Source organism: Phenylobacterium sp. NIBR 498073 (assembly GCF_027286305.1).
Lineage (GTDB): Bacteria > Pseudomonadota > Alphaproteobacteria > Caulobacterales > Caulobacteraceae > Phenylobacterium.
On the sequence record NZ_CP114599.1, the window covers coordinates 1609795 to 1630461 of the forward strand.

A 20667-nucleotide genomic window follows, 5' to 3' on the forward strand; every position below is an offset into this window, starting at 1 on the left:
TAGTCCGATGATCCGCACCACCCTGATCGCCGCCGCGGCGTTTGTCGCCGCCGTGGGCGCGGCCTCCGCCCAGGCCCCGCTGTCGCAGAACCCGCCGACCCAGACCATCATCTGCCTGGACGTGAACGGCCAGACCCTGCCGGTTTCGTGCAAGGTGCCGGCCAGCCGTCTCGACAAGCGCGAGGACTTTTGCACCTGCCGCACCGGCATGCAGGTCGACATCGCGATCTGCCCCGACGGCGTGAAGCCGCCGGCCGAAAACCGCGCCTACGAGAAGGCCCGCAAGGCCGCCGTGAAGAGCGGCAGCCTGCTTGGCGCCACCTATGAGGGGCGGCCGATGTGCGTCACCGGCCGCAACACCTACTAGAGCGGCCCTTCTAAAGCGGCTTGCCGAGCGCGGCGTAGGTCAGTTTCTGGAACACGGGCAGGGCGGCGCGCCCGCCCATCCGCTGCCCGGTGGCCAGCTGCGAGGCGGCCTCCGGCTCCAGCGGGATCGAGTTCTGGATCAGGTAGATCATGACCATGTCCTCGACGGGGTCGGCCTGCCACCAGGTGCCGAACGCGCCGGGCCAACCGAACGAGCCCTCAGAGCCTGCGCCCATCCAGGCCTGCTTTTCCGGGTCGGTGATCACCGAGACGCCGAGCCCGAAGCCCTGGCCCAGCCAGAACGGGATGCCCATGAACGGCACATCGCGCTGGGCCGGCGTCAGGCGGTTCTCGCGCATCGCCTCGAGCGTCTCGCGCTTGACGTAGCGCACGCCGTCCAACTCGCCGCCGTTCAGCATCATGCGGGCGAAGCGCAGGTAGTCGTCGGCGGTCGAGATCAGGCCGCCGCCGCCGGCGCAGAACTCCGGCGGACCCGGCAGATGCGGGAAGGAGATGTCCTCCATCGCGTCGGTCTTGGGATTGATCCGGTAGAGCTTGGCCATCCGGTCGCGCTTCTCGGGCGGGCACCAGAAGTCGGTGTCGTGCATGCCCAGCGGCTTTAGGATCCGCTCCATGATGAACTCGCGATAGTCCTGGCCGGCCACGCGGCCGACCAGGAAACCGAGCACGTCGGTGGCGTGGCTGTAGTGGAAGCGCGCGCCCGGCTGGTAGGAAAGCGGAAGCTCGCCCAGCGCCTTCAGCCATTGGTCGGGGCTGAGGTGGCCGCCTAGCGGCGAGCCCAGCGCGGTCTCATGGGCCTGGGCGATCGGGCCCATCGAGGTGAAGGCGTAGGCCAGGCCCGAGCGGTGGGTCATCAGGTCGTCGACAGTGATCTCGCGCGCGGCCGGGACGGTGTCGTCGACCGGGCCGGTGGCCGATTTCAGGACCCGCATGTCCTTGAATTCGGGCATCCATTTGGTGATCGGGTCGTCGAGCCGAAGCTTGCCTTCCTCCATCAGCATCAGGGTGGCGATCGAGGTGATCGGCTTGGTCATCGAGGCGATGCGGAACAGGGTGTCGCGGGTCATCGGCGCTTTGCCCGCCACGTCGCGGTAGCCGAGCGTATTGACCTGGGCGACTTCGCCCTTGCGCCACAGCAGGGTGACGAAGCCCGACAGGTCGCCAGCGTCGACGATCGGCTGCAGCGCCGCGGGGATCGCCGCCAGACCGTTGGAAGAAAAGCCGCCCAGAGCCAGATCGCCGTCCATGTCGCCTCGCCAGATGATCCGCCGAGGTCCGATGCCAGGGCGTTTTCCCAGCTATGCCCTGGCTGACGTGGAGCCCGTCAACATACTTTTTGTTCGAACTATTGGCGGGCCGGCGCTTCGTAGGTGGCCATCATCTCGCCTTGGGCGATGGTGTGGCCCTTAAAGATGTTCAGCAGCTCGTGCAGCGGGGTGTCGGGCCCCACCTCCAGCTGCTGGTCCAGGGCGAAGACCTGGAAGTAGTAGCGGTGCACGCCATGGCCGACCGGCGGCCGCGGCCCGAACCAGCCATAGTCGCCGTCGTCATTGCGGCCCTGGATGATCGGGTGCGGCGGGTCGATGTACTGGACCTGGGGCACGCCCTCGGGAAGGCCGCCGGCCTCCGCTGGAATGTTCCAGATCATCCAGTGGACGTAGGGCTTCTCCATCGGGGCGTCGGGGTCTTCGACGATCAGCGCGTAGCTCTTGGCGCCTGCGACCTCGGTCCAGGTCAGGGGCGGGGAGAGGTTCTCGTGATAGGCCGAGTGGCGGTCGGCGAGCCGTCCGTCCGGGTCCTGGGACGGAGACATCACGACCAGGCCGCCCGGGGCTCGGGGCTCGACCTTGAAGATGGCGATGGTTTCACCGGAATGGGCGGGTGACGGCATCGGGCTGCTCCTTTTCCCCCCAGGCAGAAGCGCGCCGCCTACGGCTTGGTTGCGGCGATCCGGAAAAGGCCCTAGCCGGTGGCGCATGATCCTGCGTCACGTGTCCGCTTCGGTTCGCCTTGCCGTCATCGCCGTCCTGGCGGGCGCCTGCGCGGCCTGCACGCCGCTCGGGGTGTTCGCAACCTTCACGCCGCGCGATCCGGCGATCCTGACCGCGCATGACCAGCCCTACGGCCCCGGCGGGCGCCAGAGCCTCGACGTCTACGCGCCGCGGCGGATGGATGCGGCCCGGCCGGTGGCGGTGTTCCTCTACGGCGGCGGCTGGAAGCGGGGGCGCAAGTGGGACTATGGCTGGGTCGCCCAGGCCCTGGCCGCGCGCGGCTATGTGGTGGTGCTGCCGGACTACCGGCTCTATCCGCAGGTGCGGTTTCCCGAGTTCCTGAACGATAGCGCCCAGGCCGTGCGTTGGGCCGTCGATCACGCCGCCGCCTATGGGGGCGATCCCTCGCGCATCGTGCTGCTGGGGCACTCGGCCGGAGCCTACAATGCGGTGATGCTGGGATTGGAGCCGAATTATCTGCGCCAGGCGGGCGTCGATCCGGCCCGCGTCGCCGGCGTGGTCGGCATTGCGGGGCCCTACGATTTCGTCCCCCTGAAGGGCCACATGGCCGATGTGTTCGGGACGGGCGATCCGTCCGCCACCCAGCCTGTGCGGCTGGCGCGCGCCGACGCGCCGCCGATGCTGCTGGTCACTGGATCGGCGGATGCGATCGTCGATCCGCGGGAGACCGCCTCGCTGGACGCCGCCCTGCGCGCGGCCGGCGCCCAGGTCGAGAGCCGCAGCTATCCCGGCGTCGGCCACAACGAGATCATGGCGGCGATGTCGCGCCCGTTCCGCGACCGGGCGAGCGTGCTGGACGACGTCACCGCGTTCATGGCTCAGGTCGCTCACGTCCCGTAAGCTCACGGGTTTGTCACCGGCGACGCTTCATGATCCAGCGTCGGATAATTTTGAAGCAAGTCCCGGAATAAGTGAGCAAAATGCCTGTTCGTGGAGCGTTGTTCGTCCGCGACATATTGCCGTTAGGTCAACCTTGCTGCGCCGCCGCAATTGTGGTGATCCCCATTCGACGCTATATCCGGCGGCCCTTCGTTTTTGAAGGTTTGTGCGCCGCAGTTAGAAGGACCGCCCATGCTGGTGACCCTGATGAAGGCCAAGCTTCACCGCGCCACGGTGACCCAGGCCGATCTCGAGTACGAAGGCTCGATCGCGATTGACCGCGATCTGCTGGACGCCTCGGGCATCCTTCCCCATGAGCAAGTCGACGTTCTGAACATCACTACGGGCGCGCGGTTCACCACCTACGCCATCGAGGCGCCGCGCGGATCCAAGGTGATCGGCGTCAACGGCGCGGCGGCGCGTCTGGTCCAGAAGGGCGACAAGGTGATCGTGGTCACCTACGGCATGCTGCCGGCCGAGGAAGCCCGCAACTATTCGCCGAGCGTCGTGCTGCTCGACGACGGCAACGAGATCAAGCAGGCCGCCTGATGCGCGCCCTGGCCGCCGCGCTGGGCTTGTCCGTCGCGGTTCTGGCCGCCTGTTCGCCGACTGCGCCCAAGGGGGTGGACAAGGCCGTCCTCGACGAAGCCGTCTCGCGCGCCATCGGCGACCCTGGCACCTGCCTGCTGATCGCTGAGGGCGGCAAGACGGTCTACCAATACGGCACGCATATGGTGTGCGGCCGCTCGCTGCCGACCTGCGAAGGGGCCGGGACGCAGACGCTTGAGCAGTTGCTGAAGGCGACGCCGGCCGACGCCGAGCGCAAGACCGCCAGCTGCCGCAGCAATTCTGAAGGCACCCGCATCGTCGCTTGGGCCAGCGGGCCGGTCGAAGGACGCGCCGGCATGACCTATGCGGCCGTGATGGAGGCCAGCGAGGCTCCGCCCGGCATCGTCATAGCCGACAAGCTGGCGACGGCCTTCGCGCGGGCCGGCCTCGGCCCGAAATAAGCCCTCCCCCGAAGGGGAGGGCCGCTCGCTTACCGCGACAGTTCGTAAAGACCGGTGATGTCCACCCGGACGTTCAGTTCGCCCGCGGCGATCGGCGCGCCGGCGTCCGCCTTTTCCATGCGGGCGTAGGCCATCATCGGCGCCGGCGGCGGGGAGGGCATGTAGCCGCCGCCTTCGCTCAGATTCACCAGCCGGCTGACGCGATGGCCGGTGGCCTTGGCGTAGAGGTCGGCCTTGGCGGCCAGCGCCTTGACCGCTTCCTGACGGGCGGCGTTCTCGGCCGCGCTCGGGTCCTTCAGGCCGAAGGAGATGCCGTTCACCTGATTGGCGCCGGCCTTGACGGTGGCGTCGACCGCCGCGCCCAGCTTGGCCAGGTCGTTGACGGTGATCGTCACCTGGTTCGAGGCCTGGTAGCCGCGCAGCTTCGGCGGCTCGTTCTGCACGTAGTCGTACTGGGCGTTGAGGTTCAGGCCCGAGGTCTGGATGTCCCTTTCGGCGATGCCGGCCTTGCGCAGGGCGGCGATCACCGAGTTCATCTTCTCGTTGTTGGCGGCCAGGGCGCCGGCGGCGGTCGGGGCCTCAGTGACGACGCCGAGGTTGATGGTCGCCTTGTCGGGGGCGACGCGGGTTTCGCCGTACGCCGAGAGGTTGAGCGTGGTCGTCTGGAACATCGAACCTGCCGAAGGTTGGGCGGTTTGAGCGAAGGCGGCGGGCGCGGCGGCGGTGGCGAGCAGCAGGGCCATGGCGCCGGCGCGGACGAGGGTCTTCATCGAAATCTCCACAAACGCCCCGGGGGTAGGGCGGGATCGAGGTCTCCAAACGCCGAATGACGGTGGAGGTTGCAGTTCTGACAAAGCCAAGCTGAACGGCAGCTTTAAGGCGCGTGCAGGTCGTGGTAACCCGCAGCCCTGCATCGCTGCAGGGGCCTGTAGCTCAATGGTTAGAGCCGACCGCTCATAACGGTCTGGTTGTAGGTTCGAGTCCTACCGGGCCCACCAGCGATGCGTGCGAGGGATGCCAGGGCGTCCTGGAGTTCGGCAATCATCTTAAAAGACGACGTGAAAATGTCCGGGGCGCTTGTGGGGCGGGTCATCTCGGTTGGCGGCCTCGCCTGGCCGCGATGAGGCGACGGAAGCCCGGCGTGCGCCCGTCGCCCCGGTCGTCAGAAGTTCGCCTTGAGCTCGATTCCGACCTGGCGCGGGGCGCCCCAGGCGACGAAGCGCGAGCCGAAGTTGTCTGAGGAGTCCATCTGCATGATGTAGGCCTCGTCGGTCACATTGGTCGCGTAGAGATGCACGCGGTACTTCTTGTCCGAGCTGTCCCAGATGAGCGCCAGGTTCAAGAGCGAGTAGGCCTTTTGCTCGTCCAAGGGGCCGTTGAACTCGCGGAAATAGACGTCGGGGCGATAGCTCAGATCGGCGCGGGCGGTGAGGCGGCCGAAGCTCAGCGGGTCAGTCCGGTACGCCGCCCCGACGTTCACCGATTGCTTGGGCGCGTTGTTCAGATAGTGGCCGGCGACGTCCTGCGGGCCCAAGGCCGGGGCGAGGGAGTCTATATTGGTGAAATCGGTGTACTTGGCGTCGAGCAGCGACAGTTTGCGTTGATGGTCCAGTGGATATCCGGCTGCCAGACGGCCTCGAGTTCGGCCCCTTTCACCTCGGCGGCGGCGGCGTTGGTGATCAGCCGGATCAGTCCCACCACCTGGCTGAGCTGCAGGTCGCTATAGTCATAATAGAAGGCCGAGGCGTTGAGTGTCAGGATGTTGTCGAACAGCCGGTTCTTGATCCCGATCTCGTAGGCGGTGAGCTTTTCGGGATTGTACTGGTTGTTGCAGGAGTCGGGGTTGAAGCCGCCGATCTTGAAGCCCTTGGAGAACGTCGCATAGACGTTGTTGCCGGCGCTCAGCTCGTACTGGGCGCCCAGGCGCGGCGTCGTCGAGGTGAAGGCGATCTCGTTGGTCTGCAGCGGACAGGTCGCGATCCGCATCGCCGGACCGAAATTCATGTAGCTGTCCTGCGTGACCCGCTGCTCGTCACGAGAGTAACGCACGCCACCGAGCCGACGCAGGCGGGTGGAGAGACGCCAGGTGGCGTCGGCGAACGCGGCGTAGGTTTTGGTGACGTAGCCGATCGCCTCATGCTGAAGCGAACTGTTGGGGGGAGCGGGAAGATCCCCTGTGGGAACTCGTAGTGCAGCTTCGTATAGTTGCCGTCGCGCATGTAGAACGCGCCGACCACCCGCATCGACCGGGCCCAGTGAGCCGCTGACGTTCAACTCCTCGCTGCAGGTGTTGGAGCGCGAGATGAAGTGCGACGGGAATGCGCTGAGATTGATGCTGTCGTCGTCGCCGATGTTCTCGTCGGCCAGCCGGGAGTAGCTGCTTATGGACTTGATGGTCGCGCCCCCCACCTGCCAGGCGAGGGTCGCGGCGCCGCTGGCATAGCTGCGGCTCGCGTCGATCGGATCGTTGGCGCAGGTGCGGTGGGGCTCCAGCGGCACGACGGCACCGGCGAGGAAGTGGTTCAGCGCCACCGCCTGAGCGGTCGGGAGATTGTGCAGGGTGAAGTAGTTGGTGGGGCCAGAGCCGTGCAGGCCTGTCGCGCTGAGGTCGAGGGGCAGGGCGTCGGTCAGGTCCGCGCTCACCCGCAGCCGCGCCGACAGGGTATCGCCCTTGTCGACGTCCTGGCCCCCGGCGTGGCGTTCTCTACGAAGCCGTCGTCCCGATTCCAGCGGTCAAGCACCAGACGCGCGCGAACACGGTCGCTGTCTGGGATGTTGACCACCCCCTGAAGGCGGGTTTCGTCGTAGCTGGCGTAGCTGGCGTAGCTGGCGTAGCTGGCCAGGGCCTGGCCGCCGAATGCGCCCGTCGGAGCCTCGGTCACGAAGTTGATGACCCCGCCGTTGGCGTTGCGCCCATAGAGCGTGCCTTGGGGGCCACGCATCACCTCCACGCGGGCGATGTCGATTTGGGTGAGGTCGGAGGATCCCTTGATTTCTCCGGCGAAGGCCGACCTCGCGAGCTTGCCCCCGCTGTTCATCCAGGTGGGCGCCGATGAAATCTTGCTCAGCGACGCGATTGAGTTCGCTCGCCGCGCCGCGCCGGTTGGCGCGCTGAGCAAGTCGCAGGAGCAGCATTGCAACGCGATCGAGGGCGCAGCACATGCGCCCCTCGCCGCCAGCGAACTAGGCCGGCCTGAGTTCGGGCAGAAGAAAGTCTCCGTCGAGCATCGCCGGTTTGGGCCGGTAGGCGCGGAAGCTCAACAGGAACGGGCGACCGGAGCGCGGCGCCGGAAGCCAGACCGCCTTGGTTCCGCCAGACGGCGCCGCCGGGGAGATGAGGATTTCGATGTCGTCCGCGGCGCCGGCGAGTTCGGGCGAGCGGTCGCTGATCGCATAGCGCTGGAGGGGGTTGTCGATCAGGAAGGCCTGTCCTTGCGGGGTGACCTCGTAGATGGTCAGCGACCAGAAGCCGTCGACGGGCGGCAGCGCCCCCTTGCGCAACGTCAGCTTCCAGGGGCGTCGGCTATCGATCTCGCCGCGGCCGTCGGGTGAAAGCGCTCGCAGGTAAAGCGCCTCGTCGATGGGCAGCGCGGCCAGGCCGCTCAGCGCGATCTGGGCGCGGTATCGGTAGTCGTCGCCGAAGCGTCCCAGGTTCGGTTTGGGGTAGAGCCAGCCGCCGCGCCGCTCGCCCGACTCGTCGCCGCGGCCCGCGATCTCCAGGGCATCGGCGAGACCTGCAGCGATCTGCGCGCCCTGGTCGGGCGAAAAGCGCCGCGGGTCGAAGGCGCCAGGCGCGATCAAGCCGGCGGCGCGCGCACCTGCCAGAGGTCCATCGGATCTAGGTGGGGGCGTGTCGGCCAGCAGCGCCTGGACGCCTGCGAAGTACTCGGACCAGGGGGCCGAGCGAAGCGGCGCGTCGATGACGCGGCGGTTGGACGCGCCTTGGGCGACGAGGCCGTCCTGGACCAGGTGAGCGGCGGACAAGTCTGCGGGGCCCGCGACGAGCGTCCGGCCTAGCGCCCAGACCCAGTCGGTCGGCGCGCGGATGGCGCCTGGCTGGCTGGGGGCGTGCGGACCGATGACAATGACCTCTTGGACCGATCCCGCCCGAAGCACCGCGAAGTTGTTGGTGAACATGTCCATCAGCGCCAACGAGACGTAGCGCTCGCCGGCCCGGGGCAGGGCGAGTCGCACCGGGCCGGCCGACAGGTCCAGCCAGGCCGTCGAGTAGAGCGTATCGTTGTTAGGTTGGGTGACGGTCTGGCTACGAGCGTCGGTCAGCTTGCGGACATGGCGAAAGCGGTTGGCGATCAGGCCGTTGCGGAAAGCCCGGCCTCGCGTGCCGGCCATTTCGATAAGCGGCAGCCCGTAGAGCGCGAGCTCACGGGCCGCAGCGCGCAAGGGCGAGGGAGCCGCCCAGGCCGCTGGCGGGGGCGCCGCCAAAGCGGCCGCTGCTCCCGCCAGGAAACGACGTCGACCGGGGCCCCTCACCAGCTGTAGCGCAGTTGCAGGCCGCTGACGCGTGGGCGGCTGTAGCGGCGGATGGTCGGGTCCTGGGCGACGATGAAGACGCTGTCGAAGAGGTTGTCGACATAGGCCGCGATCTGCACCTTGCCGAGGTCGACGCCGAACCGGGCGTTGACCACCTGGAAGTCCGAGAGTTTCGGCGTGGTGGTGCTGAGTTCCTGCACGCCGCCCCACTGGGCGTTGTAGGCGAGGTTGCCGAACGCCTCGAAGCCGGCGACCGGAACGCGGTAGTTGGCCTCGGCCGAGGCCAGCCAATCGGGCGTTTGCGGAAGCGACAGACCAGCGTACCGACCGGAGGTCACCTCGCCGCCCTGGCGCGAGCCGTTCAGTGAAAGCCGCAGTTGTCCGTCGCCGAGGTCGTAGCGGGCGGTCAGCTCGGCTTCGAGGCCCCAGGAGCGGGCGTCGCCCGCATTGGTGAGGAAAGCGGTGGCGGCGACCGGACAGACGGGGTTGGTGACCCGGCAGCCATTGTCGAGCTGGGCGATCATGTCGGTCAGGTCGGTGCGATAGCCGGCCACAGCCATGTAGAGGTTCGGCAGGGGCGCGCCCTTGAGGCCAAGCTCGTAGCTGCGCGAGGTCTCGTCGTCATAGGCGACGGGGATCGGGACGGGCTGGCGCAGGTCGCCGAGATTGCGGTTGAATCCGCCGGCGCGGTAGCTGGTGCCGACCTTGGCGTAGACCAGGAGGTTCAACGGTAGGCGGTAGGACGCCGTGGCGTTGTAGGAGAGGTTCTCCGGCGAGCTGGTCCCGTCGACGATCCGGGCCGGGCCTCCGGTCAGCTGGTTGGTGATCCGGTCGCGCAGCCGCGAGGTCAGGCTCTTGTCGTCGGAGGTGTAGCGCAATTCGCCCGTCAGGCTGAGGTCGCTGGTCACATCGTAGGTGAGCGCGCCGTAGGCGGCCCAGGAATCGTAGTTCTGAACCGCCGATTCCACGGTGCCGGTCGACGGGGCGGCGGTCGTGGGCGTGCGGGCCAGGGTGACCGAGTAGCGGCTCTCCTGGGTCATGGCTTCGACGCCGGCCAGCCAGTCGAGGCGGCCGTCGAGCACCTGGCCGGCAAGGCGCAGGTCCTGGCTAAGGGTTTTAGTGCGGTCGGCGGTAACCGCCGCCCCGTTCGGATCGATGGGCGTGGCGGCGCCGACCTGTCCCGCGGCGCGGGCGCGGGCCAGCTCCTGTGGGTTCACGCCATCGCTGTCGAGCGCATACATCGACTCCCGAACCCTGAATGCGCTGGTGGAGCTGAGCTGGGCCCAGCCAAGATCGACCTCCGCCGACAGCATGGCCGCGCTGATGTTCTGCTTGGCCAGCGGGGCCGTGTTCCAGGGATAGCTGAACTGATCTTGGATGTAGCCGCCGGGAAAGCCTGGCGAGCCCGCCGGAATGGCGATCTGGTAGGTGATGGTCGGGGTGGTCAGCTGCTGATTTTCGACCAGCAGGGTGATGTCGGCGGGCCCCTTGGCCAGGCGCGCCTGAGCACGCAGTCCAAGGCCCTTTTCCTGGTCGAAGTGGACGTCGTGGACCGGGTTGTAGAAGAAGCCGTCGTCCTGGTTCACGTAGTCGGCGCCGAACCGGAAGGCCAGTTCGTCGCTGGCGGCCAGGTTGAGGGCCGCCTGCACCTGGGCGCGCTGCGTTTCAAACCCGTACTTGGCGTCGACAAAGCCGCTGTTGCTGAATTCCGGGCGGGCCGAGACGATGTTGACGGCCCCGCCGACAGCGTTTCGCCCGTAGAGGGCGCCTTGCGTGCCGCGCAGCACCTCGACGCGGCCGATGTCGAAGGTGTCCAGCCGGGCGAAGTTGCGCCCCCCGATGCCCCCGCCGCCAATATAGGCCCCGTTGCGATAGAGGCCGACGCTCGGGTCGCCGTTGGTCGCCCGGGCGGTTGACGAGGCGCGCATCGAGACCTCGGAGGTGATCGATGAGGTCAGGTTGTTGAAGCGCACGCTGGGTTGGCCGGCCAGGAGTTCGCCGGTGGAGACCGCGCCGCCGCGGTCGACCAGGGCTGCGGCCGACACGACCGAGGCGGCCACCGGAACGTCGATCAGGCGCTCTTCGCGGCGGCGGGCGGTGACCACCACTTCGCCCAGCTCCGCCGGCTCCTGCCGCTCGGCCTGGGCGGCCGCTTCTCCGGCGAGCAGCGAAATCGCACTGACGCAGGCCAGAGCGGCCGCTTTGTAGCTGATCATCGACGTCATCCCCCAAATTGTTCTGGGTCGCTCCCAGGCGACTGGAAGGCGTGTAATGCGTCAGGCCCAAAAGTGTCAATAATCGACATTATGGGATTGGGTCTTTGAGGATGAGCCGGACGAACTCCGCATCCGACCAGCGGCTCTCCGCGCGCAGGCGGGCTTGGCGGACGACGACGAGCTTGTGCGAGGCGATGACGTAGAGCCGCTGATCGCCGGCTCCCGCGGCCATCACCAGGTCGCGCGGAATGGCCTCGCCGCCATCTCCGAGGTCGGTACTCGCCGTGACAGCCCCGGGGCCGGGATTGGGCAGCCACCAGCCCACGGCGTAGGCGTGGTTGGTCTCGGAGGGCATGAAGAGGTCGCGATAGGCGGCGCGGCGAGCGCGCACCTGCTCGCCGATCTTGGCCCAATCGCGCGCGGTCATCGCCGCGCCCTGGGGCATCATGGCCTGGCCGTCCGGACCGCGCCGCCAGGCCGCTGCGACCGCGCCCGCCGGCTGCAGGACCCGGCGCTCCAAGTAGGCGAGGGGATCGGGGGCCTGGCCGCCGGCCTCCAGCTTGCGGCGCATGACCTCGCCGAACGCCTGATATGGCGCGGGCCCGTACTGGAATCGCTCGCCGGGGGCGGCGTTGAACGGTGCTGCGACCGCTACGGCATAGGTTGGGACTTCGCCGATCCGGCTGGGCAAGCCCGACGACATGGTGAGCAGTTGACGTAGTGTGACGCGCGATTTGACCGGGTCCTGGCGCCATTCGCCTAGCGTGTCGGCCGCCGGTTCATCGAGCGACAAGTGTCCGTCTTCGACAGCTGCGGCGGCCATCAACGCGACGAGGCTCTTGGTCCCGGAGTAGAGCGGCAGCGGCGTTGTCGCGGCCGCGCCCTGTGCGTAGGCCTCGCACACCGGCCGGCCGTCAATGAGGACCAGGAGGCTCAGGCCGTCACGGGCCTCCGAGTAGGCGCTGAGCGCCTTGCAGTCGGGGGGCGCGGCCAGGGCCGGCGTGGCGGCCGACAACAGGGCGGAGAGGGCGATCAGCTGCGTGCGCATGCGGAACCTTTTCTGATGTAATTGTCGATTATTGACATTATTGAGCAGCTAAGCCTAGTTCCCCGGCTACAGAGGAGTTCGTCATGGCTACCCGCCGCAATGTCATCCTGGGCGCGGGGATCGGCGCCATGAGCCTGGAGGGCGCGATGGCCGGCGCCAGCGATGTGTTTGCGACCCGCCAGGTCCAAGACGATCTGGCGCGCTACGACGGGTTCGGCCTTAAGGCCTCCGGCGGGGCGGGTGACGAGGCGTCGGGCGCCTGGCTTACCCGCGAGCTACAAGGGCTGGGCTTCGAAGTCCGTCGACAGGCCATCGAGGTCCCGTACTTCGAGGAACGGCAAGTCAGTCTGGCGCTCGGCGACAAGGTGGTGGCCGCGCTCGTCCAGGCCCCGGTGACGTTGACCCCGGCCGGCGGGCTGTCGGCCCGCCTGGTCCGGCTTGAAGTCGGGCAAGGGGCGGACGCTGCGACGGGTGCGATCGCCATCGCGCGCCTACCCTATGGGCGGTGGTCTACGCGGCATGCGGGCGCCGTCGCCAAGGTCGTGAGGGCGGCCTTAGGGCAGGGCGTCGGCGCCCTTATCCTGGTCACCGAGGGGCCGACGGGCCAGCCCCTGGCGTTGAATGCGGCGCCGGACGGTGTCGAGCGGTTTCCGATCCTCGCGGTCGGATCGCGTGAAGGCGAGCTGCTGGCGGCCGCAGCCGCCAGGGGCGAGCGGGCGACTTTGCGGATCGAGGGCATGAGCGGGCGCCGCCCAGCCTTCAATCTGGTCGGGCGCCTGGACCGTGGAGCCGGGCGCGAGCTAGTGGTTTCAACCCCCCGGTCGGGTTGGTTTGGCTGCATGGGGGAGCGCGGCGGGGGCGTGGCCGCATGGCTGGGCCTGGCGCGTTGGGCTAGCCGGGCATGCCCGCTGGACCTGACGTTCGTGGCGACCTCGGGTCACGAATATGAAAATCACGGAGGCGAGGTGTTCCTCCGTAGCGCCCTGGCGCCACGTCCGGACGTCACGGCTCTCTGGGTCCATCTGGGCGCGGCGCTCGCGGCGCGGGACTGGCATGAGGCGGAGGGACGCTTGGCGCCCCTGCCCAGTGTGGATCCGCAGCGCTATCTGGTCGCGCGGCCGCAGTTGGTCGCGCCGCTGCGGACAGCGTTCGCCGGTCAGCCGGGGCTCGAAGCGGTCTATGGCGATGAGGCTGGGGCCGGCGGCGAACTGGGCGAAATCCTCGCGGCGGGCTATCCTCGCGCCTTCGGAATCCTTGGCGCGCATCGCTTCCATCACTCGCCAAATGATGACATGCGGTGCGTCGACGCCGAGCATGTGGCCACGACCGGCCGGGCCCTGCTTGCCGCCGTCCAGGCGCTCCTGGCCTGAGGCGGCGTGGTGACGAAGAATCGGCGATGATCGCGCATGGCCGCTCAAGGCCGCTTGAAGGAGGCGCCTTGTCCGGCGGCGCGCATGATGGTCCCGCGGCCAGCGGGACGTTCGATCCGATGGTCGAGGCCGTGCTGCGGGCGGTGCTCGCCGGCGTGCTGCGTCCTGGCGAACGGCTGCCGGAACGATGGATCGTCGAAGCCTGCGGTTGCACGCATTCGGCTGCGCGCGACGCGATCAGTCGCCTGCAGTCGCTTGGGGCGGTGGTGGCGCCCGAGCGGCGCGGGGCAAGCGTGATTTCCAGTCGCGAGGCGCCCCTAAGCGAGGTCGACCGGGTTTGGCGCCAACTGTCGCCGTTGCTGGAGGCGTCGGGCGGTGCGCTGCCGATGGGAGGGGGGCGCGCGTCCTGGGAGCGCCTGAGCCAGGAGCAGTCCGCCCTCGAGGCCGCCCGGCCGGCGGCGGGCGATCGGTTGACTGACCTTCTCCGGCGCGTCTCGCTCCAGCGGGCCATTCTGGGGATGACTTAGAATGCCGACACGGCTGGAAGCATTTCTGACCTCGACCGCGCCGTTGGCGGCGCTGGCGGAAAGCATGCCGGAGGGTCTGCCGGGCCAGATCGCCAGTGCGCTGCGCGAACGGATCCAGGCCGGTGAGTTCAAGCCGGGTGATCCCTTGAAGGCTGCCCCGTTGGCGGTGGCCTTCGGATGCAGCCGTGGCCCGGTACGCGAGGCATTGCGCCGCCTGGAGCGTGAAAAGCTCGTCGTGATCGCGCCGCGAACCGGCGCCGCCGTCGCCCAGATGAACGCCCAGGCCCTGGAGGCGCACTTTCGATTGCGCGCTGAGGTCGGTGCTCTTTTCGTGCGCCTCGCCGCCGAGCGCGTGCAGCGTCCGCCGGCCCTCGTGGCGGCGATCCTTGAAGGCGCCGAGGTGCTTGCGGAGGTGGCCGCCGACGAGAGCGCCCAGGTCGGCGACTACATCCGCGCTCGCCGGCGGCTGACCGACCTGATCGCGACCTTGGCGGCCGCGCCCTATGTCTCGGAGCTTTCTCAGGAACTCGAGCGGGAAGTGGCGATCCTGTGGGCGCCGATGAATTCAGCCGCGCGCCGTCGGCGATCGGCTGGCGGTTGGCGCAAGATTGCGCGCGCCATCGCCTCCGGCGATCCCGAAGCGGCCGAGGCCGAAGGACGCCGCATGGTGCTGGAGTCCCTCGACGAAGTGCGCCGCATGGAGGCCTTGGACTAGAAGGGCCTGCTCGCCGCCTCGCCGAGCGCGGTGAGGGCCTTCAGCGCCCGCAACTGGACCTGCAAGGCTGCGGCTCGCCTGTGGGGATACTCACCGCTCCGGTTTCGCCCAGGCCGGGCGTCCTGATCGGCTGAACGGCGCCTTGCCCCAAAGGCGACGTTTCGGCCAGCGCCGCGGCCAGTGCGGGCCAGTGCGATCAGCAAAGCGGCAGGTCGGCCTCAGTCCGCTGCTTGAAACGCCATCAGATCGATCACTTCCTGGGCGGTGCGCGATTTTTGCGTCATTGCGCTTGGCGTGAGTGATTGTCGTGTCGATTGTGCGTATGCGCGCCGCTTTTCATCAAGAATGCGGAATATGTTGAAGAAAACGGGCGCTGAAGCGTGATTTGAGTTTCGGTGGCGTCGAGGGGCGGGGCTTGGGGCGGCGCTCAAGGGCGTTGGTCGCGGTCGTCGTGGTCGGTCGAACCCTGTCCCAAGGCTCGTCGGAGCGATCTGGCGAATTTCAACAACCCGTGGGGGCGAAGAATGAAGAACACTGCGAAGTCGCTGACGGCGATCCTGCTGGCGAGCGCGATAACTTTGCCGGCGGTTCCCGCCAATGCGGAGCCGACGCCCGAGATGAAGAGCGCGGCCCTGGCTGGCGTCGAGGCGCGCGCCAAGCTGAGTCAGGAAATGGTGGACTCGGTGTTCAGCTTCGCCGAGCCGGGGTTTCAGGAAGTAAAGACCGGGGAGTACCTGACGGGGATCCTCGAGAAGAACGGCTTCAAGATCACCCGCGGCGTCGCCGGCATTCCGACCGCGTGGACGGCGACCTGGGGGGCTGGCGGCCCGAAGATCGCGCTGGGCAGCGACATCGACGGCCTGCTGGGCCTATCGCAGTACCCGGGCGATCCGAGCATCAAGCCGATGGTCGAGGGCGCGCCGGGGCACGGCGAAGGGCACAACTCCGGCCTGCCGTTGATCATCGTGGCGGCGCTCGCGGCCAAGGATGTGATGGAGAAGAATAAGATCCCCGGGCAGCTGATGGTCTGGCCGGGCGTCGCCGAAGAACTGCTGGCGACCAAGGCCTTCTATGTGCGCGCTGGCCTGTTCAAGGACGTCGACGCCTCGATCTTCACCCACGTCAGCCGGGATTTTTCGACCCAATGGGGGCCGGCCGGCAACAACGGCATGGTCTCGGTGGAATACACCTTCCATGGCAAGACGGCCCACGCCGCCGGCCAGCCCTGGTCGGGGCGCAGCGCCCTGGACGGCGTTGAGCTGATGAACACCGCCTGGAACATGCGCCGCGAACATCTGCCGCTGACCCAACGCTCGCACTACGTCATCACCGACGGCGGCGGGCAGCCCAATATCGTGCCGGGCGTGGCTTCGGTCTGGTACTACTTCCGCGAAAACTCCTTCCAGTCGATCCGCGAACTCTACGAGCTGGGGAACACCATCTCGCAGGCGGCCGCGATGGGCACCGGCACGACGGTCGAGCGCAAGGTGCTCGGCTATGCAGCGCCGAACTACGGCAACAAGCCGCTGGCCGAAGCCGCCTACGCCAACATCAAGGCGGTGGGGATGCCGAAGTGGTCCGCCGACGACCAGGCCTTCGCCAAGGCGGTGCAGGTGACGCAAGGCTTCAAGCTCGAGCCGCTGGCGACCGAAGTTTCGCCGCTGACCACGCCGGAATCGCGTGGTCCCTCGATGGGCGGAGGGTCCGACGACATCGGCGACATCATGTGGACGGCGCCCACGATCACCATCCGCTATCCGTCCAATATCCCGAATGCGATCGGCCACAACGTGACCTCGGCCATGGCGATGGCGACCCCGATCGCCCACAAGGGCGTGGAGGTGGGCTCCAAGGCGGTGGCGCTGACCATCCTCGATCTGGTGACGACGCCAAAGCTGGTCGCCGATGCGAAGGACTACTTCAACAACGTTCAGCTGAAGGATCAGAAGTATGATCCGGTCCTGGCGGCGACTGACATGCCTGCGATCCACTTGAACGCCGAAATCATGAAACAGATGCGGCCGAAGCTGGAGCCGTACTACTATAACCCCAAGAAATATAAGACCTATCTGGATCAGCTCGGCGTCAAGTACCCGGCTGCCGCCGTCCCGCCGGCAAAGTAGTCCGCGGCGCGGTCCCATAGTTCGGGGCGTATCAGACGGGGAGGCGCGACGAGCGCCTCCCCGTTTCGCTTTTCTAGACCTTGTCCTTGAAGACGATCGGCGGCGTGCCGCGCCGCGCGACCTCCCGCATGACGAAGCTCGATCGGATCTTGGCCACGTGCGGGAGGATGGAGAGTTCCCGGCGATAGACCCGGTCGTAGTCCTCGAACGACGCCACGTTCAGCATGATCAGGAAGTCGGTGTCGCCGGAGACGAAGCCGCAATAGGAAACCGAAGGGCATTTCACCACTTCGCGCTCGAACTCGTTCAGCGCCTTCTCCGCCTGGGAGCTGAGCTCGATGGCCACGAAGACGACGACGCTGTAGCCGAGCATCGGCATGTTGAGATTGGCCGAATAATTGAGCACCGCCTGACGCTCTTCGAGGTTTCGTCGGCGTCGCGCTACCGCGGTGCTGGAAAGGTTGATCTGCTCGCCCAGCCAGACGTCTGAGGCTCGGCCGTCGTCGCAAAGCTCCTTCAAAATCCGATAATCCACGTCATCAAGATCAAGGTGTTCGGATTTCGACATCGAAGGCGCTTCTCCGTGCATAAAACGGCGGCAATTATGGATTCCTCGCGCAGATAATCCATCTCGCCGCGGACAGCTCCATGTCTGACGATAATCTAGTTCGTGCGACGGGCAAGGGAACGGCCAGCCTAGGGAGAGGGCGACGCCGACCAAAAGCGCCAACCGCGCACCGCCACTATTGAGCGGTAACTAGAGGTGGCGCTGGGGAGATCAGCAAGGCGAGGCGAAACGCCGCGAGCCGCATCGTTGGGGCGAGGGGCCTGAGCGATAGCCGTAAGAGGCGCAAGTATCCGAACGGAAGTTTAGCGATCCGCCGACAGTTTGGGCGGAGCGGGACCGTTTTGTTCAAATTTGACCAAGTCGGCGAAGTAAACAAGCCGACATAGATGCGAAATTACTTATCAAAATCTATCCGAGGGGGTGGTGATGAAGTTTTCGAAAAGCATCCAGCTGACGTCGAATGCGCGCCGTTGCGCGTTGGCCACGGTCAGCATCGTGGCGCTCCTGGGCTGCGGATCCGCGGCCCTGGCTGACGAAGCCGCAGCTGGTTCCGATCTGGAGGAGGTGGTGGTGACCGGCTCGCGGATCGCCCGCGACGGCTTTGACACACCGACGCCGGTCAACGTCCTGGGGGCGCAGGAAATCGCCGCATCGGCGCCGGCCAATATCGCAGATTTCGTCAACACGCTGCCCTCGGTGGCCGGCTCGATCACGGCGGCCAACTCGTCGGGATCGCTCAGCAACGGCGCAGCCGGGATCAGCGCGCTCAACCTGCGGGCGCTGGGAACCGGCCGGACGCTTGTTCTGTTCGACGGGCAACGCTCGGTGGTCTCGGCCTCGACCGGGCAGGTCGACACCAACACCTTCCCGCAGTCGCTGATCGAGCGGGTCGAGGTCGTGACCGGCGGGGCGTCGTCCGCCTATGGCTCGGACGCCGTCGGCGGGGTGGTCAACTTCATCCTGGACAAGGACTACACCGGCCTCAAGTCGTCGCTCGAATACGGCGAGACCACCTACGGGGACGGCGAAAACTGGAAGTACAACATCACCGCCGGCGCGCCGTTCGCGGGCGGCAAGGGCCATGCTCTGTTCAGCGCCGAGTGGGTCGGCCAGAGCGGCGTGCAGACCATCGATCGTGATTGGAACAAGAGCGGCTACTTCGCCGTGCGCAACACCGACCTGTCGGCCGGCGCGCCCTACTACATCACCTCCAAGAATGTCGGCATCGGCATCTACACGCCCGGCGGCCTGATCACGAACACGGCGCTGCGCGGGACCTATTTCGGCGTCAACAGCACGGTGAACCAGTTGGCCTACGGGGCCACGACCGGTCAGTGGATGATCGGCGGCGACTGGGCCTATTCGATCTCGGACATGCTGGGGTCCAACACCCTCATTCCCGAGGAGGACCGCAGCAGCTACTTCGGCCGCGTCAGCTATGAGGTCGCACCGAACATTTCGGTCTTCGCTCAGGCGTCGTGGGCCAAGTACGAGGGGCTCAGCTACTACATCAAGCCGACCCAGACCGGGATCGTGATCCAGCGGGACAACGCTTACCTGCCCACCGCCGTGCGCAACCAGATGACCGCGCTCGGGATCACTTCGTTCCAGATGGGCACCAGCAATGTCGACATGCCGGCCTCCGGCAGCCAGATGTCGCGGGAGACCGAGCGCTATGTGGTCGGCGCCAATGGCGACTTCGAGGCGTTCGGCCTCGATGTGGACTGGGACGCCTACTACCAGCACGGCAAGACCACGACCCACGAGCAACTGACCCCGACCTGGAACAACGCCCGCCTGGCGCTGGCCACCGACGCGGTGGTCAACCCTGCCAACGGCCAGATCGTCTGCCGCTCGACCCTGACCACCCCGACCAACGGCTGCGTGCCGCTCAATCGCTTCGGCCAAGGCGTGGCCAGCCAGGCGGCCCTGAGCTACGTGCTCGGCACACCCTATCGGGACCAGGAGTTCACCCAGGACGTCGCGGCGTTCAACTTCTCAACCAACAGCATCGAGGGCTGGGCCGGCCCGATTTCGCTTGCGGCCGGGGCCGAGTTCCGTCGCGAGGAGATGGGAGGCTTCGTCGAGGCCCAGTACATGTCGGGCTGGAAGTACGGCAATTTCCGCGTCACCAGCGGGAAGTACGACGTCAAGGAAGCCTATATCGAGACCGTGGTGCCGCTGTTCGAGGGCATGGATTTCAACGGCGCTTTCCGGCTCACCGACTACTCGACCTCCGGGACCGTCAAGACCTGGAAGGCCGGCCTGACCTACGCGCCGATCGAGGACATCCACTTCCGCGCTTCGGCCTCGCGCGACATCCGGGCCGCCAACATGAGCGAGCTCTACGACGCCGGCACCGCGCGCTCCAACTCGGTGAACATCGCGGGGGTCTCGACCCCGTTCGTGCAGAACCTGCAGGGCAATCCGAACGCGCAGCCTGAGGTCGCGGACGGCTACGGCGTCGGCATGGTCGTCTCGCCGCGCTGGATCCCGGGCCTGCAGGCCTCGATCGACTACTACGACATCAAGGTCGACGGGGTGATCAGCTTCGTCACCGCCCAGCAGGTCGCCGACTACTGCTACATCCAGAAGGTGGCCTCGTATTGCAGCCAGCTGGTGTTCAACGGCGCCGGCGTGCTGCAGACCATCAATCTCTACTACGACAACCTCAACAGCATGACCGCCAAGGGGCTCGACATCGAGGCCTCGTACCGCACCAGCCTCGCCGATCTGGCGTCCTGGGGCGCCGGCGACCTCGTCCTGCGCGCCATGTTCACCCACTATATCGAGAACGTGACCGACGACGGGGTGACCGCGATCGACCAGGCCGGCGCCAACACCAGCGCGACGCCAGACTGGATCTACCGGCTGTCAGCCAACTACGATCTGGAGCCCTGGTCGTTCAACGTCACGGCCCGGGGGATCAGCGACGGCAAGGTCAGCAACGCCTACACAGAGTGCCTGTCGAGCTGCCCGGCCAGCGTCGCGCCGTACTACACGATCAACGACAACAGCGTTGAGGGCGCGCTCTACTGGGACGTCTCGGCGAGCTACGACTTCGAAGTGGCAAGCGTGAAGGGCGAGGGGTTCATCTCGATCAAGAACCTGTTCGACACGGACCCGGTGCTGGTCGGCAATCCGGCCAACTTGGGGGCCGAGAACACCCCCGGCTATCCGCAGACCAACCGCAGCCTCTACGACACCAACGGCCGAACCTTCCGGGTCGGGATCCGGCTGGAATACTGATCGCGTTCCTCTGCGCCGCCCGTTCCGCATAGGTCTATCCGGAACGGGCGGCGGAGCTCCACATGGATCTGA

Annotated in this window: 19 protein-coding genes and 1 tRNA gene; 10 read left to right on the top strand and 10 right to left on the bottom strand. The window is 67.1% G+C overall.

Annotated features, from left to right (window positions below; all coding sequences use genetic code 11):
• Positions 1 to 7: 7 nt before the first annotated feature.
• Positions 8 to 367 carry a hypothetical protein gene (locus tag O4N75_RS08150; RefSeq protein WP_269628856.1) on the top strand — a complete coding sequence of 120 codons (360 nt, stop codon included), beginning with the start codon at positions 8 to 10 and terminating at the stop codon, positions 365 to 367.
• A 10-nt stretch (positions 368 to 377) separates the two neighbouring features.
• On the opposite strand, the gene O4N75_RS08155 is transcribed toward O4N75_RS08150, so the two are convergent.
• Both O4N75_RS08155 and O4N75_RS08160 read right to left on the bottom strand, forming a co-directional pair.
• On the bottom strand, positions 378 to 1634 hold the full coding sequence (locus O4N75_RS08155) for a serine hydrolase domain-containing protein (RefSeq protein ID WP_269628857.1): 1257 nt from the start codon (positions 1632 to 1634) through the stop codon (positions 378 to 380).
• 98 nt (positions 1635 to 1732) lie between these two features.
• The gene (locus O4N75_RS08160; RefSeq protein WP_269628858.1) at positions 1733 to 2278 is read right to left on the bottom strand and encodes a YbhB/YbcL family Raf kinase inhibitor-like protein; all 546 of its coding nucleotides are present in this window, start codon (positions 2276 to 2278) and stop codon (positions 1733 to 1735) included.
• Between the two features lie 100 nt (positions 2279 to 2378).
• On the opposite strand from O4N75_RS08160, the gene O4N75_RS08165 reads away from it, so the two are divergent.
• The 3 genes from O4N75_RS08165 to O4N75_RS08175 all read left to right on the top strand — a co-directional run bounded on the left by O4N75_RS08165 (position 2379) and on the right by O4N75_RS08175 (position 4288).
• Positions 2379 to 3239: an alpha/beta hydrolase gene (locus O4N75_RS08165; RefSeq protein WP_269628859.1), complete on the top strand. Its 861-nt coding sequence runs from the start codon at positions 2379 to 2381 to the stop codon at positions 3237 to 3239.
• A gap of 231 nt (positions 3240 to 3470) precedes the next feature.
• Positions 3471 to 3827 (top strand): aspartate 1-decarboxylase, encoded by a 357-nt coding sequence (gene panD, locus O4N75_RS08170; protein WP_056025476.1) that lies wholly within the window; start codon positions 3471 to 3473, stop codon positions 3825 to 3827.
• Complete coding sequence (locus O4N75_RS08175) at positions 3827 to 4288, top strand: hypothetical protein (RefSeq protein WP_269628860.1); 462 nt, start codon at positions 3827 to 3829, stop codon at positions 4286 to 4288. Before panD ends, O4N75_RS08175 begins: the two co-directional genes overlap by 1 nt.
• 29 nt (positions 4289 to 4317) lie before the next feature.
• Here the strand turns inward: O4N75_RS08175 and O4N75_RS08180 are convergent, their stop codons facing one another.
• Entirely contained in the window at positions 4318 to 5058 is a 741-nt protein-coding gene (locus tag O4N75_RS08180; protein WP_269628861.1) for an SIMPL domain-containing protein, read from the bottom strand.
• 152 nt (positions 5059 to 5210) lie between these two features.
• Here O4N75_RS08180 and O4N75_RS08185 point away from each other — a divergent pair.
• Positions 5211 to 5286, top strand: a tRNA-Ile gene (locus O4N75_RS08185).
• A 164-nt stretch (positions 5287 to 5450) separates the two neighbouring features.
• Here the strand turns inward: O4N75_RS08185 and O4N75_RS08190 are convergent.
• The 6 genes from O4N75_RS08190 to O4N75_RS08215 form a co-directional block, all read right to left on the bottom strand.
• Positions 5451 to 5822, bottom strand: coding sequence for a hypothetical protein (locus O4N75_RS08190; protein ID WP_348649534.1), 372 nt, complete (start codon positions 5820 to 5822; stop codon positions 5451 to 5453).
• Between the two features lie 17 nt (positions 5823 to 5839).
• Positions 5840 to 6931 (bottom strand): TonB-dependent receptor, encoded by a 1092-nt coding sequence (locus O4N75_RS08195; RefSeq protein ID WP_269628862.1) that lies wholly within the window; start codon positions 6929 to 6931, stop codon positions 5840 to 5842.
• A complete protein-coding gene (locus tag O4N75_RS08200; RefSeq protein WP_348649535.1) occupies positions 6928 to 7326 on the bottom strand; it encodes a TonB-dependent receptor plug domain-containing protein in 399 nt (132 codons plus the stop codon). The genes O4N75_RS08195 and O4N75_RS08200 overlap by 4 nt, the downstream gene beginning before the upstream one ends.
• 145 nt (positions 7327 to 7471) lie before the next feature.
• Positions 7472 to 8689, bottom strand: coding sequence for a DUF1254 domain-containing protein (locus O4N75_RS08205; RefSeq protein WP_269628864.1), 1218 nt, complete (start codon positions 8687 to 8689; stop codon positions 7472 to 7474).
• Positions 8690 to 8775: 86 nt separating this feature from the next.
• Positions 8776 to 10995, bottom strand: a complete 2220-nt coding sequence (locus O4N75_RS08210) for a TonB-dependent receptor (RefSeq protein ID WP_269628865.1) — start codon at positions 10993 to 10995, stop codon at positions 8776 to 8778.
• An 88-nt stretch (positions 10996 to 11083) separates the two neighbouring features.
• Positions 11084 to 12043: a serine hydrolase gene (locus O4N75_RS08215; RefSeq protein ID WP_269628866.1), complete on the bottom strand. Its 960-nt coding sequence runs from the start codon at positions 12041 to 12043 to the stop codon at positions 11084 to 11086.
• Positions 12044 to 12126: 83 nt separating this feature from the next.
• Here O4N75_RS08215 and O4N75_RS08220 point away from each other — a divergent pair, with 83 nt between their 5' ends.
• From O4N75_RS08220 to O4N75_RS08235, 4 genes are all read left to right on the top strand, one after another.
• On the top strand, positions 12127 to 13413 hold the full coding sequence (locus tag O4N75_RS08220; protein ID WP_269628867.1) for a hypothetical protein: 1287 nt from the start codon (positions 12127 to 12129) through the stop codon (positions 13411 to 13413).
• A gap of 68 nt (positions 13414 to 13481) precedes the next feature.
• Positions 13482 to 13940: a GntR family transcriptional regulator gene (locus tag O4N75_RS08225; protein WP_269628868.1), complete on the top strand. Its 459-nt coding sequence runs from the start codon at positions 13482 to 13484 to the stop codon at positions 13938 to 13940.
• A gap of 1 nt (position 13941) precedes the next feature.
• Entirely contained in the window at positions 13942 to 14655 is a 714-nt protein-coding gene (locus tag O4N75_RS08230; RefSeq protein ID WP_269628869.1) for a GntR family transcriptional regulator, read from the top strand.
• A 524-nt stretch (positions 14656 to 15179) separates the two neighbouring features.
• The gene (locus O4N75_RS08235; protein WP_269628870.1) at positions 15180 to 16778 is read left to right on the top strand and encodes a peptidase dimerization domain-containing protein; all 1599 of its coding nucleotides are present in this window, start codon (positions 15180 to 15182) and stop codon (positions 16776 to 16778) included.
• A 73-nt stretch (positions 16779 to 16851) separates the two neighbouring features.
• Here O4N75_RS08235 and O4N75_RS08240 read toward each other — a convergent pair whose 3' ends face one another.
• Positions 16852 to 17346, bottom strand: coding sequence for an Lrp/AsnC family transcriptional regulator (locus O4N75_RS08240; protein WP_267232982.1), 495 nt, complete (start codon positions 17344 to 17346; stop codon positions 16852 to 16854).
• A gap of 426 nt (positions 17347 to 17772) precedes the next feature.
• Between O4N75_RS08240 and O4N75_RS08245 the strand changes: the two genes are divergently transcribed.
• Positions 17773 to 20595, top strand: coding sequence for a TonB-dependent receptor (locus O4N75_RS08245; RefSeq protein ID WP_269628871.1), 2823 nt, complete (start codon positions 17773 to 17775; stop codon positions 20593 to 20595).
• Positions 20596 to 20667: the final 72 nt, after the last annotated feature.